This window comes from Saccharopolyspora erythraea (assembly GCF_018141105.1).
GTDB classification, from domain to species: Bacteria; Actinomycetota; Actinomycetes; order Mycobacteriales; family Pseudonocardiaceae; genus Saccharopolyspora_D; species Saccharopolyspora_D erythraea_A.
Window position 1 is genome coordinate 7,769,180 of the sequence record NZ_CP054839.1, and the last position, 17,369, is coordinate 7,786,548.

The 17,369-nt window shown below is 72.0% G+C and carries 17 protein-coding genes; 1 reads left to right on the forward strand and 16 read right to left on the reverse strand.

From position 1 onward, the window contains the following. Positions 1-148: 148 nt before the first annotated feature. Positions 149-1,546, forward strand: a complete 1,398-nt coding sequence (locus HUO13_RS34890; RefSeq protein ID WP_211899102.1) for a PLP-dependent aminotransferase family protein — start codon at positions 149-151, stop codon at positions 1,544-1,546. On the opposite strand, the gene HUO13_RS34895 is transcribed toward HUO13_RS34890, so the two are convergent. From HUO13_RS34895 to HUO13_RS34970, 16 genes are all read right to left on the reverse strand, one after another. Next, complete coding sequence (locus HUO13_RS34895; RefSeq protein ID WP_211899103.1) at positions 1,531-3,255, reverse strand: MinD/ParA family ATP-binding protein; 1,725 nt, start codon at positions 3,253-3,255, stop codon at positions 1,531-1,533. The genes HUO13_RS34890 and HUO13_RS34895 overlap by 16 nt on opposite strands. 237 nt (positions 3,256-3,492) lie before the next feature. Beyond that, positions 3,493-4,491: a c-type cytochrome biogenesis protein CcsB gene (ccsB, locus tag HUO13_RS34900; protein WP_211899104.1), complete on the reverse strand. Its 999-nt coding sequence runs from the start codon at positions 4,489-4,491 to the stop codon at positions 3,493-3,495. Next, on the reverse strand, positions 4,491-6,104 hold the full coding sequence (gene resB / locus HUO13_RS34905; protein WP_211899105.1) for a cytochrome c biogenesis protein ResB: 1,614 nt from the start codon (positions 6,102-6,104) through the stop codon (positions 4,491-4,493). The genes ccsB and resB overlap by 1 nt, the downstream gene beginning before the upstream one ends. Then, complete coding sequence (locus HUO13_RS34910; RefSeq protein ID WP_211899106.1) at positions 6,104-6,886, reverse strand: cytochrome c biogenesis CcdA family protein; 783 nt, start codon at positions 6,884-6,886, stop codon at positions 6,104-6,106. The genes resB and HUO13_RS34910 overlap by 1 nt, the downstream gene beginning before the upstream one ends. Positions 6,887-7,165: 279 nt before the next feature. Next, on the reverse strand, positions 7,166-7,753 hold the full coding sequence (locus HUO13_RS34915) for a TlpA disulfide reductase family protein (protein WP_211899107.1): 588 nt from the start codon (positions 7,751-7,753) through the stop codon (positions 7,166-7,168). Further along, the gene (locus tag HUO13_RS34920; protein ID WP_211899108.1) at positions 7,750-8,388 is read right to left on the reverse strand and encodes a histidine phosphatase family protein; all 639 of its coding nucleotides are present in this window, start codon (positions 8,386-8,388) and stop codon (positions 7,750-7,752) included. The genes HUO13_RS34915 and HUO13_RS34920 overlap by 4 nt, the downstream gene beginning before the upstream one ends. Beyond that, entirely contained in the window at positions 8,385-9,731 is a 1,347-nt protein-coding gene (gene hemL / locus HUO13_RS34925) for a glutamate-1-semialdehyde 2,1-aminomutase (RefSeq protein ID WP_211899109.1), read from the reverse strand. The genes HUO13_RS34920 and hemL overlap by 4 nt, the downstream gene beginning before the upstream one ends. A 47-nt stretch (positions 9,732-9,778) precedes the next feature. Continuing rightward, positions 9,779-10,117 carry a hypothetical protein gene (locus HUO13_RS34930; protein WP_211899110.1) on the reverse strand — a complete coding sequence of 113 codons (339 nt, stop codon included), beginning with the start codon at positions 10,115-10,117 and terminating at the stop codon, positions 9,779-9,781. A gap of 13 nt (positions 10,118-10,130) precedes the next feature. Then, the gene (locus HUO13_RS34935) at positions 10,131-10,793 is read right to left on the reverse strand and encodes a hypothetical protein (protein ID WP_211899111.1); all 663 of its coding nucleotides are present in this window, start codon (positions 10,791-10,793) and stop codon (positions 10,131-10,133) included. A gap of 207 nt (positions 10,794-11,000) precedes the next feature. Then, positions 11,001-11,438 (reverse strand): hypothetical protein, encoded by a 438-nt coding sequence (locus HUO13_RS34940; RefSeq protein WP_211899112.1) that lies wholly within the window; start codon positions 11,436-11,438, stop codon positions 11,001-11,003. Further along, on the reverse strand, positions 11,431-11,862 hold the full coding sequence (locus tag HUO13_RS34945; protein ID WP_211899113.1) for a hypothetical protein: 432 nt from the start codon (positions 11,860-11,862) through the stop codon (positions 11,431-11,433). The genes HUO13_RS34940 and HUO13_RS34945 overlap by 8 nt, the downstream gene beginning before the upstream one ends. A gap of 81 nt (positions 11,863-11,943) precedes the next feature. After that, on the reverse strand, positions 11,944-12,615 hold the full coding sequence (locus HUO13_RS34950) for a hypothetical protein (RefSeq protein ID WP_249124298.1): 672 nt from the start codon (positions 12,613-12,615) through the stop codon (positions 11,944-11,946). A gap of 79 nt (positions 12,616-12,694) precedes the next feature. Beyond that, positions 12,695-13,231, reverse strand: coding sequence for a hypothetical protein (locus tag HUO13_RS34955; RefSeq protein ID WP_211899114.1), 537 nt, complete (start codon positions 13,229-13,231; stop codon positions 12,695-12,697). A gap of 32 nt (positions 13,232-13,263) precedes the next feature. Further along, positions 13,264-13,821 carry a hypothetical protein gene (locus HUO13_RS34960; RefSeq protein WP_249124299.1) on the reverse strand — a complete coding sequence of 186 codons (558 nt, stop codon included), beginning with the start codon at positions 13,819-13,821 and terminating at the stop codon, positions 13,264-13,266. Beyond that, positions 13,818-14,798, reverse strand: a complete 981-nt coding sequence (gene hemB / locus HUO13_RS34965; protein ID WP_211899116.1) for a porphobilinogen synthase — start codon at positions 14,796-14,798, stop codon at positions 13,818-13,820. The genes HUO13_RS34960 and hemB overlap by 4 nt, the downstream gene beginning before the upstream one ends. A gap of 1,034 nt (positions 14,799-15,832) precedes the next feature. After that, positions 15,833-17,365, reverse strand: a complete 1,533-nt coding sequence (locus HUO13_RS34970) for a uroporphyrinogen-III synthase (protein ID WP_211899117.1) — start codon at positions 17,363-17,365, stop codon at positions 15,833-15,835. Between the last annotated feature and the right edge of the window lie 4 nt (positions 17,366-17,369).

Consider the following 17,369-nt stretch of genomic DNA (forward strand, 5'->3'; position numbering starts at 1 on the left):
GCCATTTGAACACTGAGGTTTTGGTCCACTTCCCCACCGAGAAACGACCCGCTCAGCTCGCAGACGTGATGCGTGCCATCCCCCGACAGGTCTGCGGCGTGCGGCGACGGCGCTCGGGCGGCGCCCGCCGGACGTAAGCTCGGTGCCGATGGAACGCGAGTGGCAGACCCTGCGCGAGCTGCTGCTCCCCGCGGTCGCAGGCACGACCCGGGGCAAGCGCGGCAGGACGGTGGAGAACGAGCTGCGCGGGGCCATCCGCGACGGCAGGCTGCCGCCCGGCAGCCGCGTGCCCTCCAGCCGCGACCTCGCCGGTCAGCTCGGGCTATCCCGCGGCACCGTCGCGGCCGCCTACAACCAGCTGGTCGCCGAGGGCTACCTGATCGCCGAACGCGGCTCGGGAACCCGGGTGACCAGCCACATCGGCAAACCCGCTGGCGACGCCACCGCGCGAGCGCCACGGGCCCGCGTCGACCTGCACCCCGGGCTTCCGTCGCTGAGCTCGTTCCCGCGCGCGGAATGGCTCGCGGCGCACCGGGCGGCGCTGGCCGACCTGCCGAACGACGAGCTGGGATACCCCGACCCGGCCGGCCTGCCCGCGCTGCGCACCGAGCTGGCGGCCTACCTCGGCCGGGTGCGCGCGGTCGCGGCCGAGCCCGCCTCGCTGCTGGTCACCAACGGCGCCGCCGAGGGTCTGGCACTGGTCGCCGACGAGCTCCACCGGCGTGGCCACCGCTCGATCGCCGTCGAGGACCCGAGCCACCTCGGCCAGTCCGAGCTGCTCGCCTCGCACGGGCTGCGACCCGTCCCGGTGCCGGTCGACGAGCACGGCATCCGCGTCGACGACCTCGCCGCCACCGGCTGCCGTGCCGTCCTGGTGACCGCCGCGCACCAGTTCCCGCTCGGCGTCGTGCTGCACCCCGACCGCAGGCACCGGCTGCTGGAGTGGGCGGCCGAGCAGGACGGGCTGGTGGTCGAGGACGACTACGACGCCGAGCACCGCTACGACCGGCCGGCGCTCGGTGCGATGCAGGCGCTCGCGCCGACGCGGGTCATCTACCAGGGCAGCGTCAGCAAGGTCCTGGCCCCGGCGCTGCGGCTGGGCTGGCTGGTGCTGCCACCGGCGCTGCTGCCGGAGCTGGTCGAGCGCAAGCGGCTCGACGACCTCGGCTGCGCCACGCTGCCCCAGGCCGCGTTCGCGCACCTGCTACGCACCGGCGGCTACGACCGCCACCTGCGCCGCACCCGCGCGCTCTACCGCCGCAGGCGCGACATGCTGCTGTCCACGCTGTCCGATGTCGACGGCTGCGAGCCGGTCGGCGTGGCCGCCGGGCTGCACCTGGTGCTGCGGCTACCGCCGCGGGTCGACGACCGGCAGGTGCAGGAGTCGCTGGCGGACCAGGGCATCGCCGCACCGGCGCTGTCGGGCTACGCGCACGGTCCGGCACCGTTCCCCGGCCTGGTCCTGGGCTACGCGGCACTGTCGGCGGACCAGATCCGCCAGACCAGCGCCGCGATCGCCGCCGTCGTCGGTCAGCTCTGCCGCTGACGCCCCAGGGCGTGCGGGAAGTCGTCGGCGACGACCGCCGCGAGCTCCAGCAGCGCCATCCTGGTCGGCGGCGCGAGCTGGTCCAGCTCGACCTCCGCGCCCTCCTCGAGGTGCGGGTCGAACGGGATCCGCGACACCGCGCGGCAGCGCGAACCGAAGTGCGCGATCAGCTTGTCGACGTCGACCTTGCCCGAACCGGGGCGCACCGAGTTGATCACCGCCACCGAACGCTTCACCAGCGCGCCGTAGCCGTGCGCGTCGAGCCAGTCCAGGGTCGCCGAGGCGCTGCGGGCACCGTCTATGGAACCCGACGAGACGATCACCAGCGAGTCGGCGAGGTCGAGCACGCCCTTCATCGCCGAGTGCATCAGGCCGGTGCCGCAGTCGGTGAGCACGATGTTGTAGAAGTGCTCCAGCAGCGTGACCGTGCGCCGGTAGTCGTCCTCGCTGAACGCCTCCGAGACGGCCGGATCCTGTTCGCTGGCAAGGATTTCCAGCCTGCTCGGGCCCTGTGAGGTGTACGAGCGGACGTCGCTGTACTTGCGGACGTGCCCGGAGTCGCGCAGCAGGTGACGGACGGTCGCGGTGGTCTCCAGCGGGATCTTCTGGCTCAGCGTGCCGCGGTCCGGGTTCGCGTCGACGGCGATGACCCGGTCGCCGCGCAGGGACGAGAAGGTCGAGCCGAGCGTGGCGGTGGTCGTGGTCTTGCCGACGCCGCCCTTGAGGCTCAGCATCGCGATCTTGTAGCAGCCCTGCAGGGGCTGGTTGATCCGCGAGATCAGCTCGCGCCTGTGCAGGTCCGAGGAGCTCTCGCCGAGGTTGACCGAGCGGCCGGTGGCGACGTAGACCGCCTTGCGCCAGCCGGACTGCGGCGGACGCTTGCTCTGGCGCAGCAACTGCGCGGACGAGAGGTCCTGCGCCGGGCCCTGCTGCTCGGGGTGCGGGCCCTGCGGCACCGGGTACGGCTGGCCGGGGTGCACCGGGTTGGGCGGGCCGTACTGCTGGCCGGGCGGGTACTGGCCGGACTGGTCGGGCTGCACCGGGTACGGACCGGACTGCTGACCGGACACGTTGTACGGACCCGAACCCTGCACGGTGTACGGCCCGGATTGCTGCCCCTGCACGGTGTAAGGCCCCGAGTGCTGTCCCTGCACCGAGTGCGGACCCGACTGGCCGCCGACGGCGTACGGCCCGGACTGCTGCCCCTGCACGGTGTAGGGACCGCTTTGCTGGCCGGAAACGTTGTACGGACCGGACTGCTGGCCCGAAACGTTGTACGGACCGGACTGCTGGCCGGACACGTTGTACGGACCCGAACCCTGCACGGTGTACGGGCCGGACTGCTGTCCCTGTTGCACCGCATGCGGACCGGACTGCGCGTCGGCGGCGGGGAAGTTCGGCTGCTGCGGTCCGGAAACCGACGGATCGCCGTAGTACTGCGGCGCGGGCTGGCCTGGCTGCGGCGCGCCGCTCGGGTAGTACGGCCTGGGCGCCCCGCCGTCGGGCGCCGGAGCCGGCTGCTGCGCCGACGGATCGACCTGTCCGGGACCCATGTACGACGAGGCGGGATGGCCGGTTGCCGATGCGGGCGCGTACGCCCCTCCGGAGTCGCCGTAGTCCGGCGTCGCGTGCTCGATCCCCGCACCGTCGGCCGGAACTGCCGCGCCCGTGTCACGCTGCGTTTCGGGCTCTTCGTACCGTCCGGTCACCGTTGCCGTCCCTCCAAGACTTGAGTCGACCCGTCCAGGACCGAATCCAGACCCTCCGACCCCCGCCTGGGACCGTAGTCCCAGGCACGCCCCCACGTCATCGGGGGTCGTCGGGCGGAATCCGCCGCCGACCGCCGTCCGGTCCACCGGATTCCGCTGGTCACCAGCACCCGGCGCCCGTCCCGGTCGTCCCGGCGGACGGCGGGCGGCCGCCGCCACCCGCCGTCGATCACGCGCTCACAGTCCAGCGTACGAGTGAAGTCCGGCGACAACGATGTTGATGAAGAACAAGTTGAAGATCATCACCGCCAGGCCGGAGATGTTGATCCACGCCGCGCGAACGCCGCGCCAGCCCGCCGTCGCGCGGGCGTGCAGGTATGCGGCGTAGACGACCCACGCGACGAACGAGCAGGTCTCCTTCGGGTCCCAGCCCCAGAACCGGCCCCACGCGGCCTCCGCCCAGATCGCGCCGGCGATGATCGCGAAGGTCCACACCGGGAAGATGATCACAGTGGTGCGGTAGGCCATCCGGTCCAGCGCCTGGGTCGTGGGCAGCCGCGAACCGAACTTCCGCATCTTCAGCGGGTTGTTCTCGTAGCGCGAGCGGAGCATGAACAGCACGCTGGCCACGCCGGCGAACAGCAGAACGCCGCTGGAGACGATCGCCGCCGAGACGTGGATGATGATCCAGTAGGACTGCAACGCGGGCTGCAGCGGCGCCGCCTTGGCGTAGAGCACGGTGCCCGACAGGAACAGCAGGATGATCATCGGCAGCAGCAGGAAGCCGCCGAGTCCGCGCAGCTGCGCGGGCGTGGCGTCGCGGCGCTCGGTGCGCAGCTGGCGCAGCAGCACGACGAGCCACGCGACTACCGCCGCGAGACAGATGGCCGAGCCGAACTCGTACATGTTGCCCCACGGCACGCGGCCGGTCGCGAAACCGCGCAGCCCGAGCGAGGCGGCGTGCACCAGCGCGCCGAGGACGGTCATCGCCACGGCCATGCCGCCGAGCCGCTCCGGCAGCGGCCGGCGGTGCGGCTGCTCGACGTGGCCGACCCGCGCGTCGCCGGTCGACCCGCCGCCGGCACCGACCAGCGCCGACTCCCGCTTGTGGGTGGCCTTGGCGGGACGCCCGTATGCGAACTCGCCGAAGTAGAGCAGCATCGCGAAGATGTAGACGACGACCGAAGTCGCGTACGCCATGTCGCTGTAGGTCGACAGCGCCTGGTTGACCGCCATCAGTGCTCCTTTTCGCGCACGGTCTCAGCCCTCGTGCGTGATTCCGGTGAACGCTCGCCGGTGGCGAGCAGGTCCGCGGCCAGCCTGGTGAACTCCTCGCCATAACCGGCCTGATCAGTGCGGGCGAGTCCGCCGACCTCGACAACGCTACGCCCGCCCTCGCCGTCGCCGCCCCGCGGGTGAACGCGCACCCAGATCCGGCGCCGCTTGATGCTCAGCGAGGCGCCGATGCCGAAGATGACCGCGATCGCGAACCCGAGCACCCACGGCTGGAAGGGGTCGTGCGAGATCTGGAGGTTGACCCAGCGCTGCACCCCGTCGAAGTGGATCGTTGTGCCGTCGTCGAGGCGGAGCTCCTCGCCGGGGCGCAGGTTCTGCCGGGCCACCCGGTTCAGGCGGCCCTGCTCGACCATCGACTGGTCGACCCCGAAGATCGACTGCCCACGCCCGGAGTCCAGGCCGAGGTCGCCGCGCATCACGTCGACGGCGGCCACCGGATCGAGATTGTCGGGGAAGCGCGAGGTGACCAGCGCGCCGTCGAAGGAGGCCGTCGGCGCGAACAGCCCGGTGACCGCGAGCTGGTTCTGCCGCCGCTGCGCCTCGTCGGTGACTCCCGGCGGGTCGAACTTGGTGGCGCCCTGCGAAAGCATCGTCGTGATGTCCACCGGCTGCCACTGCACCAGCCCGGTGCGCTTCTCACCGCCCGGGAAGGTCACCGTGAACTGCGGCGCGTATCCGTTGCCGGAGAGGTAGACGCGGTCGCCCGCGGTGCGCAGCGGGTGGTTCACCTCAAGCAGGTACGGCTTCCAGGTGCCGGTCTCCAGGTCCTCACCGGACTGGTACTCCAGGTTCGCCTTGTAGCTCTGGGCCTGGCCGGTGTGCAGGTACTCGACGCCGAAGTCGTTGACCCGGACGCAGAACGGCGAGAGCTTCGTTCCGTCGACGGTGAGCCCGGCGCGGAAGGAGTCGTAGTTGTAGGTGCCGGAGTTGCAGAACTCCGACCCGTCGGCCATCACGATGACCTGGCCCTCGTAGCCGTACAGCTTGCCGCCCGCGACGCCGACCAGCAGGCCGACCAGCGCGAAGTGGAAGACGAGGTTGCCCGCCTCCCGCAGGTAGCCGCGCTCGGCGCTGATCGAGCGGGAGCCGTCTTCCTCCTCGTGCTCCTCGGTGCGCCAGCCGCGAAGCCGCTTCCTGGCCGCGGTCATCACCTCGTCCATCGAAGCGTCCACAGTGGACTTGTCGTGGTGCGGCATCCGGGCGAGGTTGCGCGGCGTGCGGACCGGCCTGCCGCGCAGCTGCTTGTAGTACTCGAAGCAGCGCGGCAGCAGGCAGCCGACCAGCGAGATGAACAGCAGGACGTAGATCGAGGCGAACCACACCGAGCTGAACACCTCGAACGCGCCGATCTCGTCCAGCCACGGCGCGAGCGTCGGGTAGTCGGCGAAGTACCTGTCGACCTCGCGCTGGTTCAGCGACCGCTGCGGGATCAGCGCGCCCGGCAGCGCCGCCAGCGCCAGCAGGAACAGCAGCACCAGCGCGGTGCGCATCGAGGTGAGCCCGCGCCAGGTGTTGCGCAGGAACGCGACCGCGGTCTTGACTGGACTAGGCATCAGAGGATGGTCTCGAATCCGGAGATTGGTTCGCGCAGCAGCGCGATCAGGTCGCTCCACAGGCCGGTGACCAGCATCAGGCCGACGATCACCAGCAGCGCGCCGCCGGCGAGCTGGATCGCCCGGCCGCGCCGCCGCAGCCAGTCCGTGCTGCGCACCGCCCAGCGGGCGCCGAGCGCGAGCACGACGAACGGGACGCCCAGGCCCAGGCAGTAGGCGGCGACCAGCAGGACACCGCGAATCGCGGCGGAGCCGCCCGCCTCGGTCCCGGAGGCCACCGAGATGACCCCGATCAGCGTCGGGCTCAGGCACGGCGTCCAGCCCAGCCCGAACACGGCACCGAGCAGCGGAGCGCCCCAGACCCCGGCGTTCGGCGCCCGGTGGATGCGGATGTCGCGCTGGAGACCGGGGATCAACCCGAGGAACACCAGCCCCATCGCGACCGTGACGACGCCGCCGACGCGCTGCAGGAGCAGTTCGTTGGCGAGCAGGGCGTCGGAGAGGCCGAGCAGCAGCAGCGTCCCGGCGGAGAAGACGGCGGTGAAGCCCGCGACGAACAGCAGGGCCGCACCGGCCACGCGCCAGCGGCCCCGGCGGGCCTCCCGTGCCTGGGCCTCGTCGACCGGCGGCGCCTCGGCGCCCACTACGCCCGCGAGGTAGGCGAGGTAGCCCGGCACCAGCGGCACGACGCAGGGCGAGGCGAAGCTGATCGCCCCGGCGAGCACGGCCACACCGGCCGCGAGCAGCAGCGGGCCGGACGCGGCGAGCTCAGTGGGGTCCACGGCTTCGAGGGTAGGGAAGTCAAGAGGGGACACCGTCACCGGGCCGGGTGAGCCCGCGCACAGTCGTGCCTGGTGAGGGCGTTGGCCCAGGTTCCGGCCTGGTCCGCCAGGGCCATAGGTCCCCCGAATTCGGGACATCGGCCACTCGGCCGCACGTGACCTGCGCAATCGCCCTGAAGGCCCTCATGCCGATCCGGACAGACCTGCACATACCAGGCGACCGCGCCGCCACTGCCCGGCGACTCGGCCCGGCGGCCCGGGCGGCACTTCGGATGCGGCCTACGGATCGGCGGCGATGCGCTGCACCTCGGGCAGCAGGTCCTTCTCCAGCAGGTCGGTCAGGAAGATCGCCGCCACCCGGTGCTGGCGGTCCAGGATGATCGTCGCGGGCACCGTGCTGCGGGGGAAGTTCTTCAACGCCAGCAGCGACCGTCCCGACGGGTCGAAGATCGACGGGTAGGTCAGGCCGCGGTCGCGGTGGAAGTCCACGGCGGCCGAGCGGTTGTCGCGCACGTTGACGCCGAGCATCTGCACGCCCTGCGCCGCCGTCTTGTCCTGCACCGCCTGCAGGTCGTCGGCCTCCGAACGGCACGGTCCGCACCAGGAGCCCCACACGTTGAGCACCACGACCTTGCCGTGGAAGTCCGCGATCCCGAGATCCTGGCCCTTCTCCAGCAGGTTCTCCCCGTGCAGGCTGGTGAGCCTGCCGCGCTCCTGCGGCGGGTAGAAGATGCGCGTCTGCCCGCCCGGCGAGACGAAGGTGAACTCGCCGCCCTTGGCCACCGCGTCCTCACCCGCGGTGGCGCAGCCTCCGACCAGCGCCACCGCGCTGAGCGCCAGCGCGGCCCTGACCAACAGCCGCCTCATGCCCCGGTCACCTTCGGGTCGGTACCGCCCGCCGGCTCGACGTAGGCGACCCGCACCAGCTCCTCGCCTTGGAAGACCAGGCTGGTCAGCGACGCCAGCGAGCACTGCCTGCGGCGCGGGTCGTGCCACATCGGCTTGCCCTCCAGGAACCGCCGCAGCGTCCAGATCGGAAGCTGGTGGGAGACGCACACCGCCTCGCCGCCCTCCGCCGCGGCACGGGCGCGGTGCGCCGCCGCCAGCATGCGGTGGGCGATCTCCAGGTACGGCTCGCCCCACGAGGGGCGCAGCGGGTTCCACAGCTTCGGCCAGTGCCGCGGCGAGCGCAGCGCGCCGTCGCCGACCGACACCTTCAGGCCCTCGAACCGGTTGTCGGCCTCGATGAGCCGGTTGTCGGTCGCAACGTCCAGGTGGAACATCGCCCCGATCGGCCCGGCGGTCTGCTGCGCGCGCTGCAGCGGCGAAGCCACCACGTGCGTCACACGCCGTCCGGCCAGGAACTCCGCGACGAGCTTGGCCTGCTGCTCACCGCGGTCCGACAGGCGATAGCCGGGGAGCCTGCCGTAGAGCACGCCCTCCGGGTTGTGCACCTCGCCGTGCCGCATGAAGTGCACGACGGTCCTGGACTCGTCGGTCATGCCCCGGCCCCCGGCTCGGTCGCCGCCGCGGCGGCCTTGGCGGCGTGCGGCAGCGCCTCGGCGATCGCGTCGAACGCGGCGTCGTCCATCGCGGCGTTGACGAACCAGGCCTCGAACGCGCTCGGCGGCGGGTAGATGCCGCGCTCCAGCAGCGCGTGGAAGAACGCCGGGAAGCGCCACGCCTGCTGCGCCTGCGCGCCCGCGTAGTCGCGCACCGGGTCCTCGGAGAAGAAGACGCTGACCAGGTTGCCCGCGAACGCCACCTGGTGCGGGACGCCCTCGGCGCTCAGCGCGGACCCGAGCAGCTCGCCCAGCCGCTCGGCGTTGCGGTCCAGGGCCGCGTAGACCTCGGCGGTCGCGGCTTGCAGGTTCGCCAGGCCCGCGGCGACGGCCACCGGGTTCCCCGCCAGCGTGCCCGCCTGGTACACCGGCCCGGAAGGCGCGAGCCGCTCCATGACGTCGGCGCGTCCGCCGAAGGCCGCGGCCGGCAGTCCGCCGGACATGACCTTGCCGAAGGTGTAGAGGTCGCCCGCCACGCCGTCGATGCCGAACCAGCCCGCGGCCGAGACCCGGAAGCCGGTCATGACCTCGTCCATGATCAGCAGCGCACCGGCGGAGCTGGTGATCTCGCGCAGTCCCGCGTTGAAGCCGGCCGCCGGGGCGATCGCGCCCATGTTGCCCGCGGCCGCCTCGGTGATCACGCAGGCGATCTCGTCGCCGAACTCGGCGAAGGTCGAGCGCACCGCGTCCAGGTCGTTGTAGGGCAGCACGATCGTGTCGGCGGCTTGCGCGCCGGTGACGCCCGGCGTCGTCGGCAGGCCGAGGGTGGCCACCCCGGAGCCGGCGCTGGCCAGCAGCGCGTCGACGTGCCCGTGGTAGCAACCGGCGAACTTCACGACCTTGCGGCGGCCGGTGAACCCGCGCGCCAGCCGCACCGCGCTCATCGTCGCCTCGGTGCCGGAGTTGACCAGCCGCACCTGCTCGACCGGGCCCACCCGGTCGATGATCTCGGCGGCCAGGTCGATCTCCCCGACGCCGGGGGTGCCGAACGACAGGCCGCCCGCGGCCGCTTCCCGAACGGCCCGCACGACGTCCGGGTGCGCGTGGCCGTTGATCATCGGTCCCCAGGAGGAGACCAGGTCGACGTACCGGTTGTCGTCGGCGTCCCACAGGTAGGCGCCTGCACCGCGCACCATGAACCGCGGGGTGCCACCGACGGAGTGGAACGCGCGCACCGGCGAGTTGACACCGCCGGGCGTCACCGCGAGCGCCCGGTCGAACAGCTCGCGCGAACGCGGAGCGCTTTCGGGGTTCGGAGTCGATGCGGGATTCGCAGCAGTCACGACACCCAGTCTGACAGGCTGCCGGGTGTGCTCGACGTCACCCTGAGTCAGCTCGTGCGGGTGCGCACCGCCAGCACGGCGTGGCGACCGGCGTCCAGCACCAGCAGCCCGGCCAGCGTCGCCACCGCGACGGCCATCCCGATCCGGCTGCCGATGAGCCTGGTCGACGCGTCCGCCACACCGCTGTCGACCGGCAGCGGGATCGACACCGCCGCCTTGCCCCAGACCCACCAGGCGAGCAGCACCAGCAGCACCGCGACCACGACCTCGGCCGCCGCGACCACACCGCGCCAGGGCTGGTGCAGCGGCGCGGGCGTCCGCGGGCGCTCCAGCTCTTCCTCGCTCAGCCTCGGCCCGTCCGCGGGCCAGGGTTCCGGAACAGTCACATCGGAAAGACTCTCACGAATGCCCCGCGTGGCCGGTTCCCCCCGCACCGCCCCAACGCATCAGCACCTCTGGCCCGCGGTCGTGCTGCCGCACCTGGGCGACCACGTGCGGCGAGAGGTAGCCGAGCAGGCGGAAGATCCGCTCGCGGTGGGTCGTGAGGTCGCCGTCGAAGATCGGCTCGTGGTGCATGATCCGGTTGCGCAGGTCGAGCATCCGGATCAGGTCGTGGTGCAGTTGGTCCCGTGGACCGGAGTAGTGCGGGAAAGCACCGTGCAGCGCCGGGATCCAGAAGTCCCGGTCGTTGGACCGGCTCAGCAGCGACACCCAGAAACCGAAGGTCAGCTCGGCCACGATGTCGTCCGCGGTGGGCTCGACGACCTCCTTGCGCCTGAGCTTGTGCTTGGCGTGCGCGACCTTGTGCTGACCGTTGGACCGCAGCGGCGCGACCGCCCACCAGTCGTCCCGGCCGAAACGGCGGCGCAGGCGCTCGTTCAGGGCGTTGCGCAGGCTGACTTCGAGCCAGTGCAGCGGACCATAGAAGGCCTCGGAGAGCTCGATGTTCCACTGGTACAGGCGCAGCGCCACCTCGGCGTCACCGTCGGCAGCCGTGCGGTAGCGGTCGAATCTGGCCGTGGAAAGGGCACCATGGACCCAGTCCAGAGCTTCGGTGTGCATGTAGTCCCTCAGAAGGATGATGATGGTTGCGGCGGGCCGGTTTTCTCGTGGTAGTGTTCAAGGCGTGAGCCCCGGGGCGCCTCTGCTTTGCATGCCACCCGGGGCATTTTGCTGCCGCTGAGGACTTCCTCCAGGACTGCCTCCGCCGGGCCTTTCGATCAGACTGTCGATCACCGAACGCAGTCGTCCAACTGCTCCGCGTATCGATCACTCCTCGCGGAGCAGCCTCCGCAGGGCCGTCACCAGGGCTTCGGGATCGCGGGCCCATGCCAGCACGACGCGGTCGCCGGTGAGGCGCAGCGGCACCTCGCCGGTGCCCTTCGGCGCGGTCCAGCCGCCGCCGAGCACCCGGGCACCGACCGGGGCGCCGACATCGGTCGCCGCGGCGATCCGCTCGACCTCCAGCACCTCACGGCCGACCGCGAGGGTCGTGGGCGTGAGCCGCACCGAGCAGACCTTGCGCCTGCCGTACACCCACACGGTCGCCGCCGCGGCGAGGGCTCCCGCCAGCAGCAGCCAGGCGACCAGGTGTCTCGGTCCGGGCGTCAGCAGCTCGACCGCGATGCCCACGAGCGCGAAGACCGGGCCCCACAGCACGGGCCACCAGCTCGCGCCCCGTTCGGCGTAGAGGACGGGCTCAGTCATGCTCACCCGTCAGCCACTCGCCGCTGACCGGCCACCACAGCAGCACCAGCGCCGCCACCAGGCCGACGGCGAGCGGGAGGTTCGAGATTCCGGCGGACATCGTCACCACCAGGTGCAGCAGGCCGCACACCGTGAGCACGATGCGCGCCCACGGCCGCCGCTTGCGGATCAGCAGGGTCGTGGCGCAGTAAACCAGCACGAAGAGCACCTGCACAGCGGTGTTGAGGGTCAGCAGCTCCCACGCCCGCTGCGCGGCGTGCTCCGGGACGACCGCACCCTGCCGGACGAGGCGAGCCGGCATCTCGGCGCGGTCGAGCCACATGCCGGCCACGCGCACGACGACGAGGGCGGCCACCACCCACCACAGCAGGATCGCCACCAGGAGCTGGCGCGGCGGGCCGTCGCGGTCGGGTGTGGTGTTCATGCCCACTTCCTAGCAGCGCCGAAAAGCGCAGGGGGCGCGGGTGGTTCCGCCGGAACCGTCCGCGCCCCCTGCTGCCGAGACTCAGCCCCGGTGGTTCGCCGCCTGGAAGTACCAGTTCGACGGCTTGACGAACACCAGCGCGATGAAGGCCGCGCAGCCGATCAGACCGAGCGCGTTCGTGGCGTAGCTCATGGCCATGAGCCCGCCCGGCAGCTCGAAGCCCTCGCTCCCCGTCAGGTTGACCGGCCCGCTCACCAGTCCGGTGAGGCACGCCACGGCCCAGATCGACGCGAGGACGGTCAGCGTGATGCGGGCCCAGTTGCGCCCGGCGCGCAGCTTGAACCCGAACGCGATCCAGAGCCCGGTCAGGATCAGGTAGAAGAAGATGAAGATCCCCATCACGATCATCATCGTGTAGCCGATGGCGTTGCGGAGCTCGTCCATGCCGTCCCCCTGCGGCATCGCCCCGCTGAGGGCCTGCATCGCCATGAGCATGACCACGGCGGTGAGGACGGTGAACAGCAGCGGGTTGACGATGGCGACCCAGAACGCGAGGTTGACCGTCTGGGGCCGCCGGACGCCCACGAGCTCGTGCGCGGGCACCTGCGGTGCCGCGTAGGGGCTCATCTGCCCGGGCCCGTAACCAGGTGCTCCCTGCACCGGGAAGCCGCCCGAAGGCGTCCCGTACTGCTGTCCCCCTTGCGGGTACTGCTGGTACCCGCCCTGCTGCCAAGGACCCTGTGGAGATGTCACAGCAGAGACAGTAGGAACCGCGAGCGACGGTTGTCCACCGAATCGGCCACAACCGTTGCTCGTGCGACGACGCGGCCGGTCAGCGGTGCTTCGCGGTCGCGAAGTACTGGTTGGAGGGCGTCAGCCACGCGCACACGACCGTCGCGCCGACCGCCAGCATCTGCAGCAGCGCCAGCAGCATCGCGGTGGCACCACCGGTGGAGCCGCCCAGCAGCGCCGGGCCGGTCAGCGCGAACCAGGTGACGCCGACCGCGGTGATGACGATCCGCGCCCAGTTGCGCCCGCGCCGCATGAAGAACAGGAACATGATCCACAACGCCGCCACGACCGCCATGAACACCATCGAGCCCACCACGAAGGCGGTGTAGATCGTGCGCGCCTCCTGCACCGACAGCTGCACTTCCGGCGACTGCGCCTCCCGCAGGATCATGCCGAGCTCGGCGTCGTCGATCGACAGGAACGACGCCAGCATCATCGCGAAACCGACGACCACGCTGGCGATGCCCATCCAGAACGACAGCGTGACCGAGTCCGGCGGCCGCGCCACCGCCGACTCCCGGTCGGGCGGGGGCGGCGCCGAGTACGGCTGCTGCCAGGGCTGGTCCGGAGTAGTCATACCCCGACGGTAGGAACGCCGGACCGGCCCGTCTAAGGACGAACGACCTGCTTGGGGCCGCGTCCGCGCAGCTCGCGGAAGTACGCGTTGCACTCCGGGTGGAACATGAGCACGATCGCGGCCAGGTTCACGAACATGATCACGACCGAGAAGGCGATGTCCACGCCGGTGAACGTGCCGCCCGCCAGCCGGTTGACCATGTCGAAACCGAGCGCGCCGATCAGCAGCAACAGCATCGCGGTGCCCAGCGCGTTTAGACCGCCGAGCACGGTCAGCACGATCCGCGCCCAGTTGCGGCCCTGGACCATCCGCGTCGACAGCATCACGTAGACCAGCAGGCTCAGCGCCGACATCATCAGCGAGGAGGCGATACCGCTGGTGACGGCGGAGTCGACCTGGTCCTGGCGCAGCTCCGGGGAGTGCTGCCGCAGGTCGGCGACCAGCGCCGAGCGGTCGCTGAGGCGGACGAAGGAGCCGGCGAAGCCGACCAGGACCCCCGCCACCCACAGCCGCCGCGCGAGCAGCAGCCAGCGCGGCGGGGTGGGGGTCTTCGGTTCGACCGGGCGGCCGAAGGCGTCGACCTGGCTCACCGGTCCGCCTTCAGCCAACGCGCGGCATCGACCGCCCAGTAGGTCAGGACGATGTCGGCTCCCGCGCGCCGGATGGAGGTCAGCGACTCCAGCACGGTGCGCTCCCGGTCCAGCCAGCCGTTGGCGACCGCGGCCTCGACCATCGAGTACTCCCCGGACACCTGGTAGGCCGCGACCGGCACGTCGGCGACACCCGCGATGTCGCGCAGCACGTCCAGGTACGACATGGCGGGCTTGACCATGACCATGTCGGCGCCCTCCGCCAGGTCGAGGTCCACCTCGCGCAGCGCCTCCCGGCCGTTGGCCGGGTCCTGCTGGTAGGTCTTGCGGTCGCCCTTGAGCTGGGAGTCGACCGCGTCGCGGAACGGGCCGAAGAACGCCGACGCGTACTTCGCCGAGTAGGCGAGCACGGCGGTGTCGGAGAAGCCGGTCGCGTCCAGCGACTCGCGAATGACCCCGACCTGGCCGTCCATCATCCCGCTGGGGCCCACGACGTCGGCGCCGGACTCGGCCTGCACCACCGCCATCTCGCCGTACACCTGCAGCGTCCGGTCGTTGTCGACCGCGCCGTCGGAGTCCAGCAGGCCGCAGTGGCCGTGGTCGGTGAACTCGTCCAGGCACAGGTCGGACATCAGCACGGTGTCGGAGCCGACCTCGGCGGACAGGTCGCGCAGTGCGACGTTGAGGATGCCGTCCGGGTCCGTGCCCGCCGAACCGACGGCGTCGCGCTCGGCGGGCACGCCGAACAGCATCAGCCCGCCCACTCCGGCCGACACCGCCTCGACGGCGGCCTTGCGCAGCGAGTCCCGGCTGTGCTGCACCACGCCGGGCATGGACCGGATCGGCATCGGCTCGGTGATGCCCTCCCGCACGAACATCGGCAGCACGAGCTGCCTGGGTTCCACGGAGGTCTCCGAGACCAGGCGGCGGACGGCGGCGTTCTTGCGAAGGCGACGCGGACGGTGCGACGGGTACATGGGCTTCCTCGCGAACTGCTCGTCTTCAGGTTGGTCCTCCGCCCGGAGGGACCGGCCGCGCGGGCCGGTCCCTCCGGGCGGAGGACTGCATCCGCCGGAGGCGGATGGAGGTCGGGCCGGGACGCGCCGGGGGCGCACCGGCGGATCCCGCGGTCCATCATCCGCCCGGGGGCGGATGGGGGTCGGACCCGGGTCCGGACAGACGCGGCAGCGTCTGTCCGGGCGGGCCGGGAGGGCTCGGTCCGGCGGTGGATCACGGCCTGGTCCGCCGGGCGCGCCGGACAGACGCGGCAGCGTCGGTCCGCAGGCGGAGCGGAGCGGAGCCGTCTGGCGTCCGCCGGAGGCGGAGCCGCGGGCTCGCGGCGGTCCGCAGGCTGCGGCGGAGCCGCAGCCTGCGGACAGACGCGGCAGCGTCGGTCCGCAGGCGGAGCGGAGCCGCGGACGCGGCTTGGCCTCCGGCCGCGGAGCGGAACACGGGGTCGACCTACTGGGGGCGGCGGTCGGCCTTTCCGACACGCCGGGGAGTGTCTGAGGGCGTCGTCCCGGCCCCGGAGGGGCCAAGGCGAAGCCTCGCCCCGTCCGGCACACCGGGGAGTGTCCGAGCCATACCCCGTCCCCGGACTCCGGACTCCGGTGAGCCGAGGCTGGACCCCGACCCACCCGACACGCCGGAAAGGCGCACGAGCCGACATCCCGGCCCGGCGGGCCGAGGCTGGACCCCGACCCACCCGACACGCCGGAAAGGCGCACGAGCCGACATCCCGGCCCGGCGGGCCGAGGCTGGACCCCGACCCACCCGACACGCCGGAAAGGCGCACGAGCCGACATCCCGGCCCGGCGGGCCGAGGCTGGACCCCGACCCACCCGACACGCCGGAAAGGCGCACGAGCCGACATCCCGGCCCGGCGGGCCGAGGCTGGACCCCGACCCACCCGACACGCCGGAAAGGTGCACGAGGCGTCATCCGCCCTGCGGGCGGATGGTGCTTCGCACCACTTGAGGCCCCATCGGGGGCCTCAAGCCCACCTGGAGCGTCAAGACCTCCGGGCCCGCTTGGCCTTCTTCGGGGGTGGGAGGGCGCCTTCGGCGCGGAGGCGGGCGGCGTGCTCGGCGAGGGCGTCGACCAGGACCGGGATCTGCGGGACCTCCGGCTGGACGTCGACGCGCAGGCCGAACTCCTTGGCCGTCTCCGCCGTGCTCGGGCCGATGCAGGCCACCAGGGTCCGCGCGTGCGGCTTGCCCGCGATGCCGACCAGGTTGCGCACGGTCGAGGCCGAGGTGAAGCAGACCGCGTCGAACCCACCGGTCTTGATCATCTCGCGGGTCTCGGCGGGCGGCGGCGCCGCCCGCACCGTGCGGTAGGCCGTCACGTCGTCGATCTCCCAACCGCGCTCCCGCAGACCGGCCGCCAGCGTCTCGGTGGCGATGTCGGCGCGCGGCAGCAGAACCCGGTCCACCGGGTCCAGGATGTCGTCGTGCGGCGGGAAGTCCTGCAGCAGGCCCTCGCTGGACTGCTCCCCGGAGGGCACCAGCTCGGGGTTGATGCCGAAGGAGCGGACCTTCTCCGCGGTGGCCTCACCGACGCAGGCGATCTTGACGCCGGAGAAGGCGCGGGCGTCCAGCCCGAACTCCCGGAACTTCTCCCACACCGCGCGAACGGCGTTGGTCGAGGTGAACACCACCCACTGGTAGCGGCCGTCGACCAGGCCCTTGACCGCGCGCTCCATCTGCGCGGGGCTGCGCGGCGGCTCCACCGAGATCGTCGGGACCTCGTGCGAGACGGCGCCGTGCGACCAGAGCCGCTCGCTCATCGAGCCGGCCTGCTCCTTGGTGCGGGGCACCAGGACCTTCCAGCCGTACAGCGCGCGGGACTCCCACCACGACAGGCCATGGCGCTCGGACACCACGTCGCCGATGGTCACCACGAGCTGCCCCTGCAGCTCACCGGCGTCGGCGGCCAGCGAGGCCAGCGTGGTGTCGATGGTGCGCTGCTGGACCGTGGTGCCCGACGCGGTCACCGCGACCGGGGTCTGCGCGGCCTTGCCGTGCTCGACCAGCGCGGAGGCCGCCTCGGCCAGGTGGCTGCCCGCGGTGTGCAGCACCAGCGCGCCCGGCACCTTGGCCAGCGAGGCCCAGTCGACGTCGCCGCGGACATCTACCTCGGCGTGCACCGCGCCCAGCGCGACACCCGCGTAGGCGGGCACGGCGGAGCCTGCGGGAACGCCGGGAACGATGTCGAAGGCGACGTCGGTCTTGGCGACCGCCTGCACCTCGCGCACCACCGCGTCGGCGGTCAGCGGGTCGCCGGCGACCAGCCGGACCACGGGGCGGCCGGTCTTGGCCTCGTTGGCCAGGTCCAGCGCCACGTCGGCCGGGTCGCCCACCGCGGGGCGCACCTCGGCTCCCTCGGCGGCCATCCCGACGATGTCGGCGGGTACGTCCGGATCGGTGACCACCAGCGATGCGTTGGTGATCACATGCCTGGCCCGGACGGTGAGCAGTCCAGCATCACCGGGGCCTGAGCCCACGAAAGCAATCCGTCCGGGGGTCTTACGTGCTCGGGTCATCAGG

What these genes read in the sequence shown, in the direction of transcription:
- HUO13_RS34940 (WP_211899112.1), bottom strand. Translation starts at nt 11,438, where the DNA reads ATGACTGAGCCCGTCCTCTACGCCGAACGGGGCGCGAGCTGGTGGCCC.
- HUO13_RS34915 (WP_211899107.1), bottom strand. Translation starts at nt 7,753, where the DNA reads ATGAGGCGGCTGTTGGTCAGGGCCGCGCTGGCGCTCAGCGCGGTGGCG.
- HUO13_RS34945 (WP_211899113.1), bottom strand. Translation starts at nt 11,862, where the DNA reads ATGAACACCACACCCGACCGCGACGGCCCGCCGCGCCAGCTCCTGGTG.
- HUO13_RS34935 (WP_211899111.1), bottom strand. Translation starts at nt 10,793, where the DNA reads ATGCACACCGAAGCTCTGGACTGGGTCCATGGTGCCCTTTCCACGGCC.
- HUO13_RS34970 (WP_211899117.1), bottom strand. Translation starts at nt 17,365, where the DNA reads ATGACCCGAGCACGTAAGACCCCCGGACGGATTGCTTTCGTGGGCTCA.
- resB (WP_211899105.1), bottom strand. Translation starts at nt 6,104, where the DNA reads ATGCCTAGTCCAGTCAAGACCGCGGTCGCGTTCCTGCGCAACACCTGG.
- HUO13_RS34955 (WP_211899114.1), bottom strand. Translation starts at nt 13,231, where the DNA reads ATGACTACTCCGGACCAGCCCTGGCAGCAGCCGTACTCGGCGCCGCCC.
- HUO13_RS34890 (WP_211899102.1), top strand. Translation starts at nt 149, where the DNA reads ATGGAACGCGAGTGGCAGACCCTGCGCGAGCTGCTGCTCCCCGCGGTC.
- HUO13_RS34920 (WP_211899108.1), bottom strand. Translation starts at nt 8,388, where the DNA reads ATGACCGACGAGTCCAGGACCGTCGTGCACTTCATGCGGCACGGCGAG.
- ccsB (WP_211899104.1), bottom strand. Translation starts at nt 4,491, where the DNA reads ATGGCGGTCAACCAGGCGCTGTCGACCTACAGCGACATGGCGTACGCG.
- hemB (WP_211899116.1), bottom strand. Translation starts at nt 14,798, where the DNA reads ATGTACCCGTCGCACCGTCCGCGTCGCCTTCGCAAGAACGCCGCCGTC.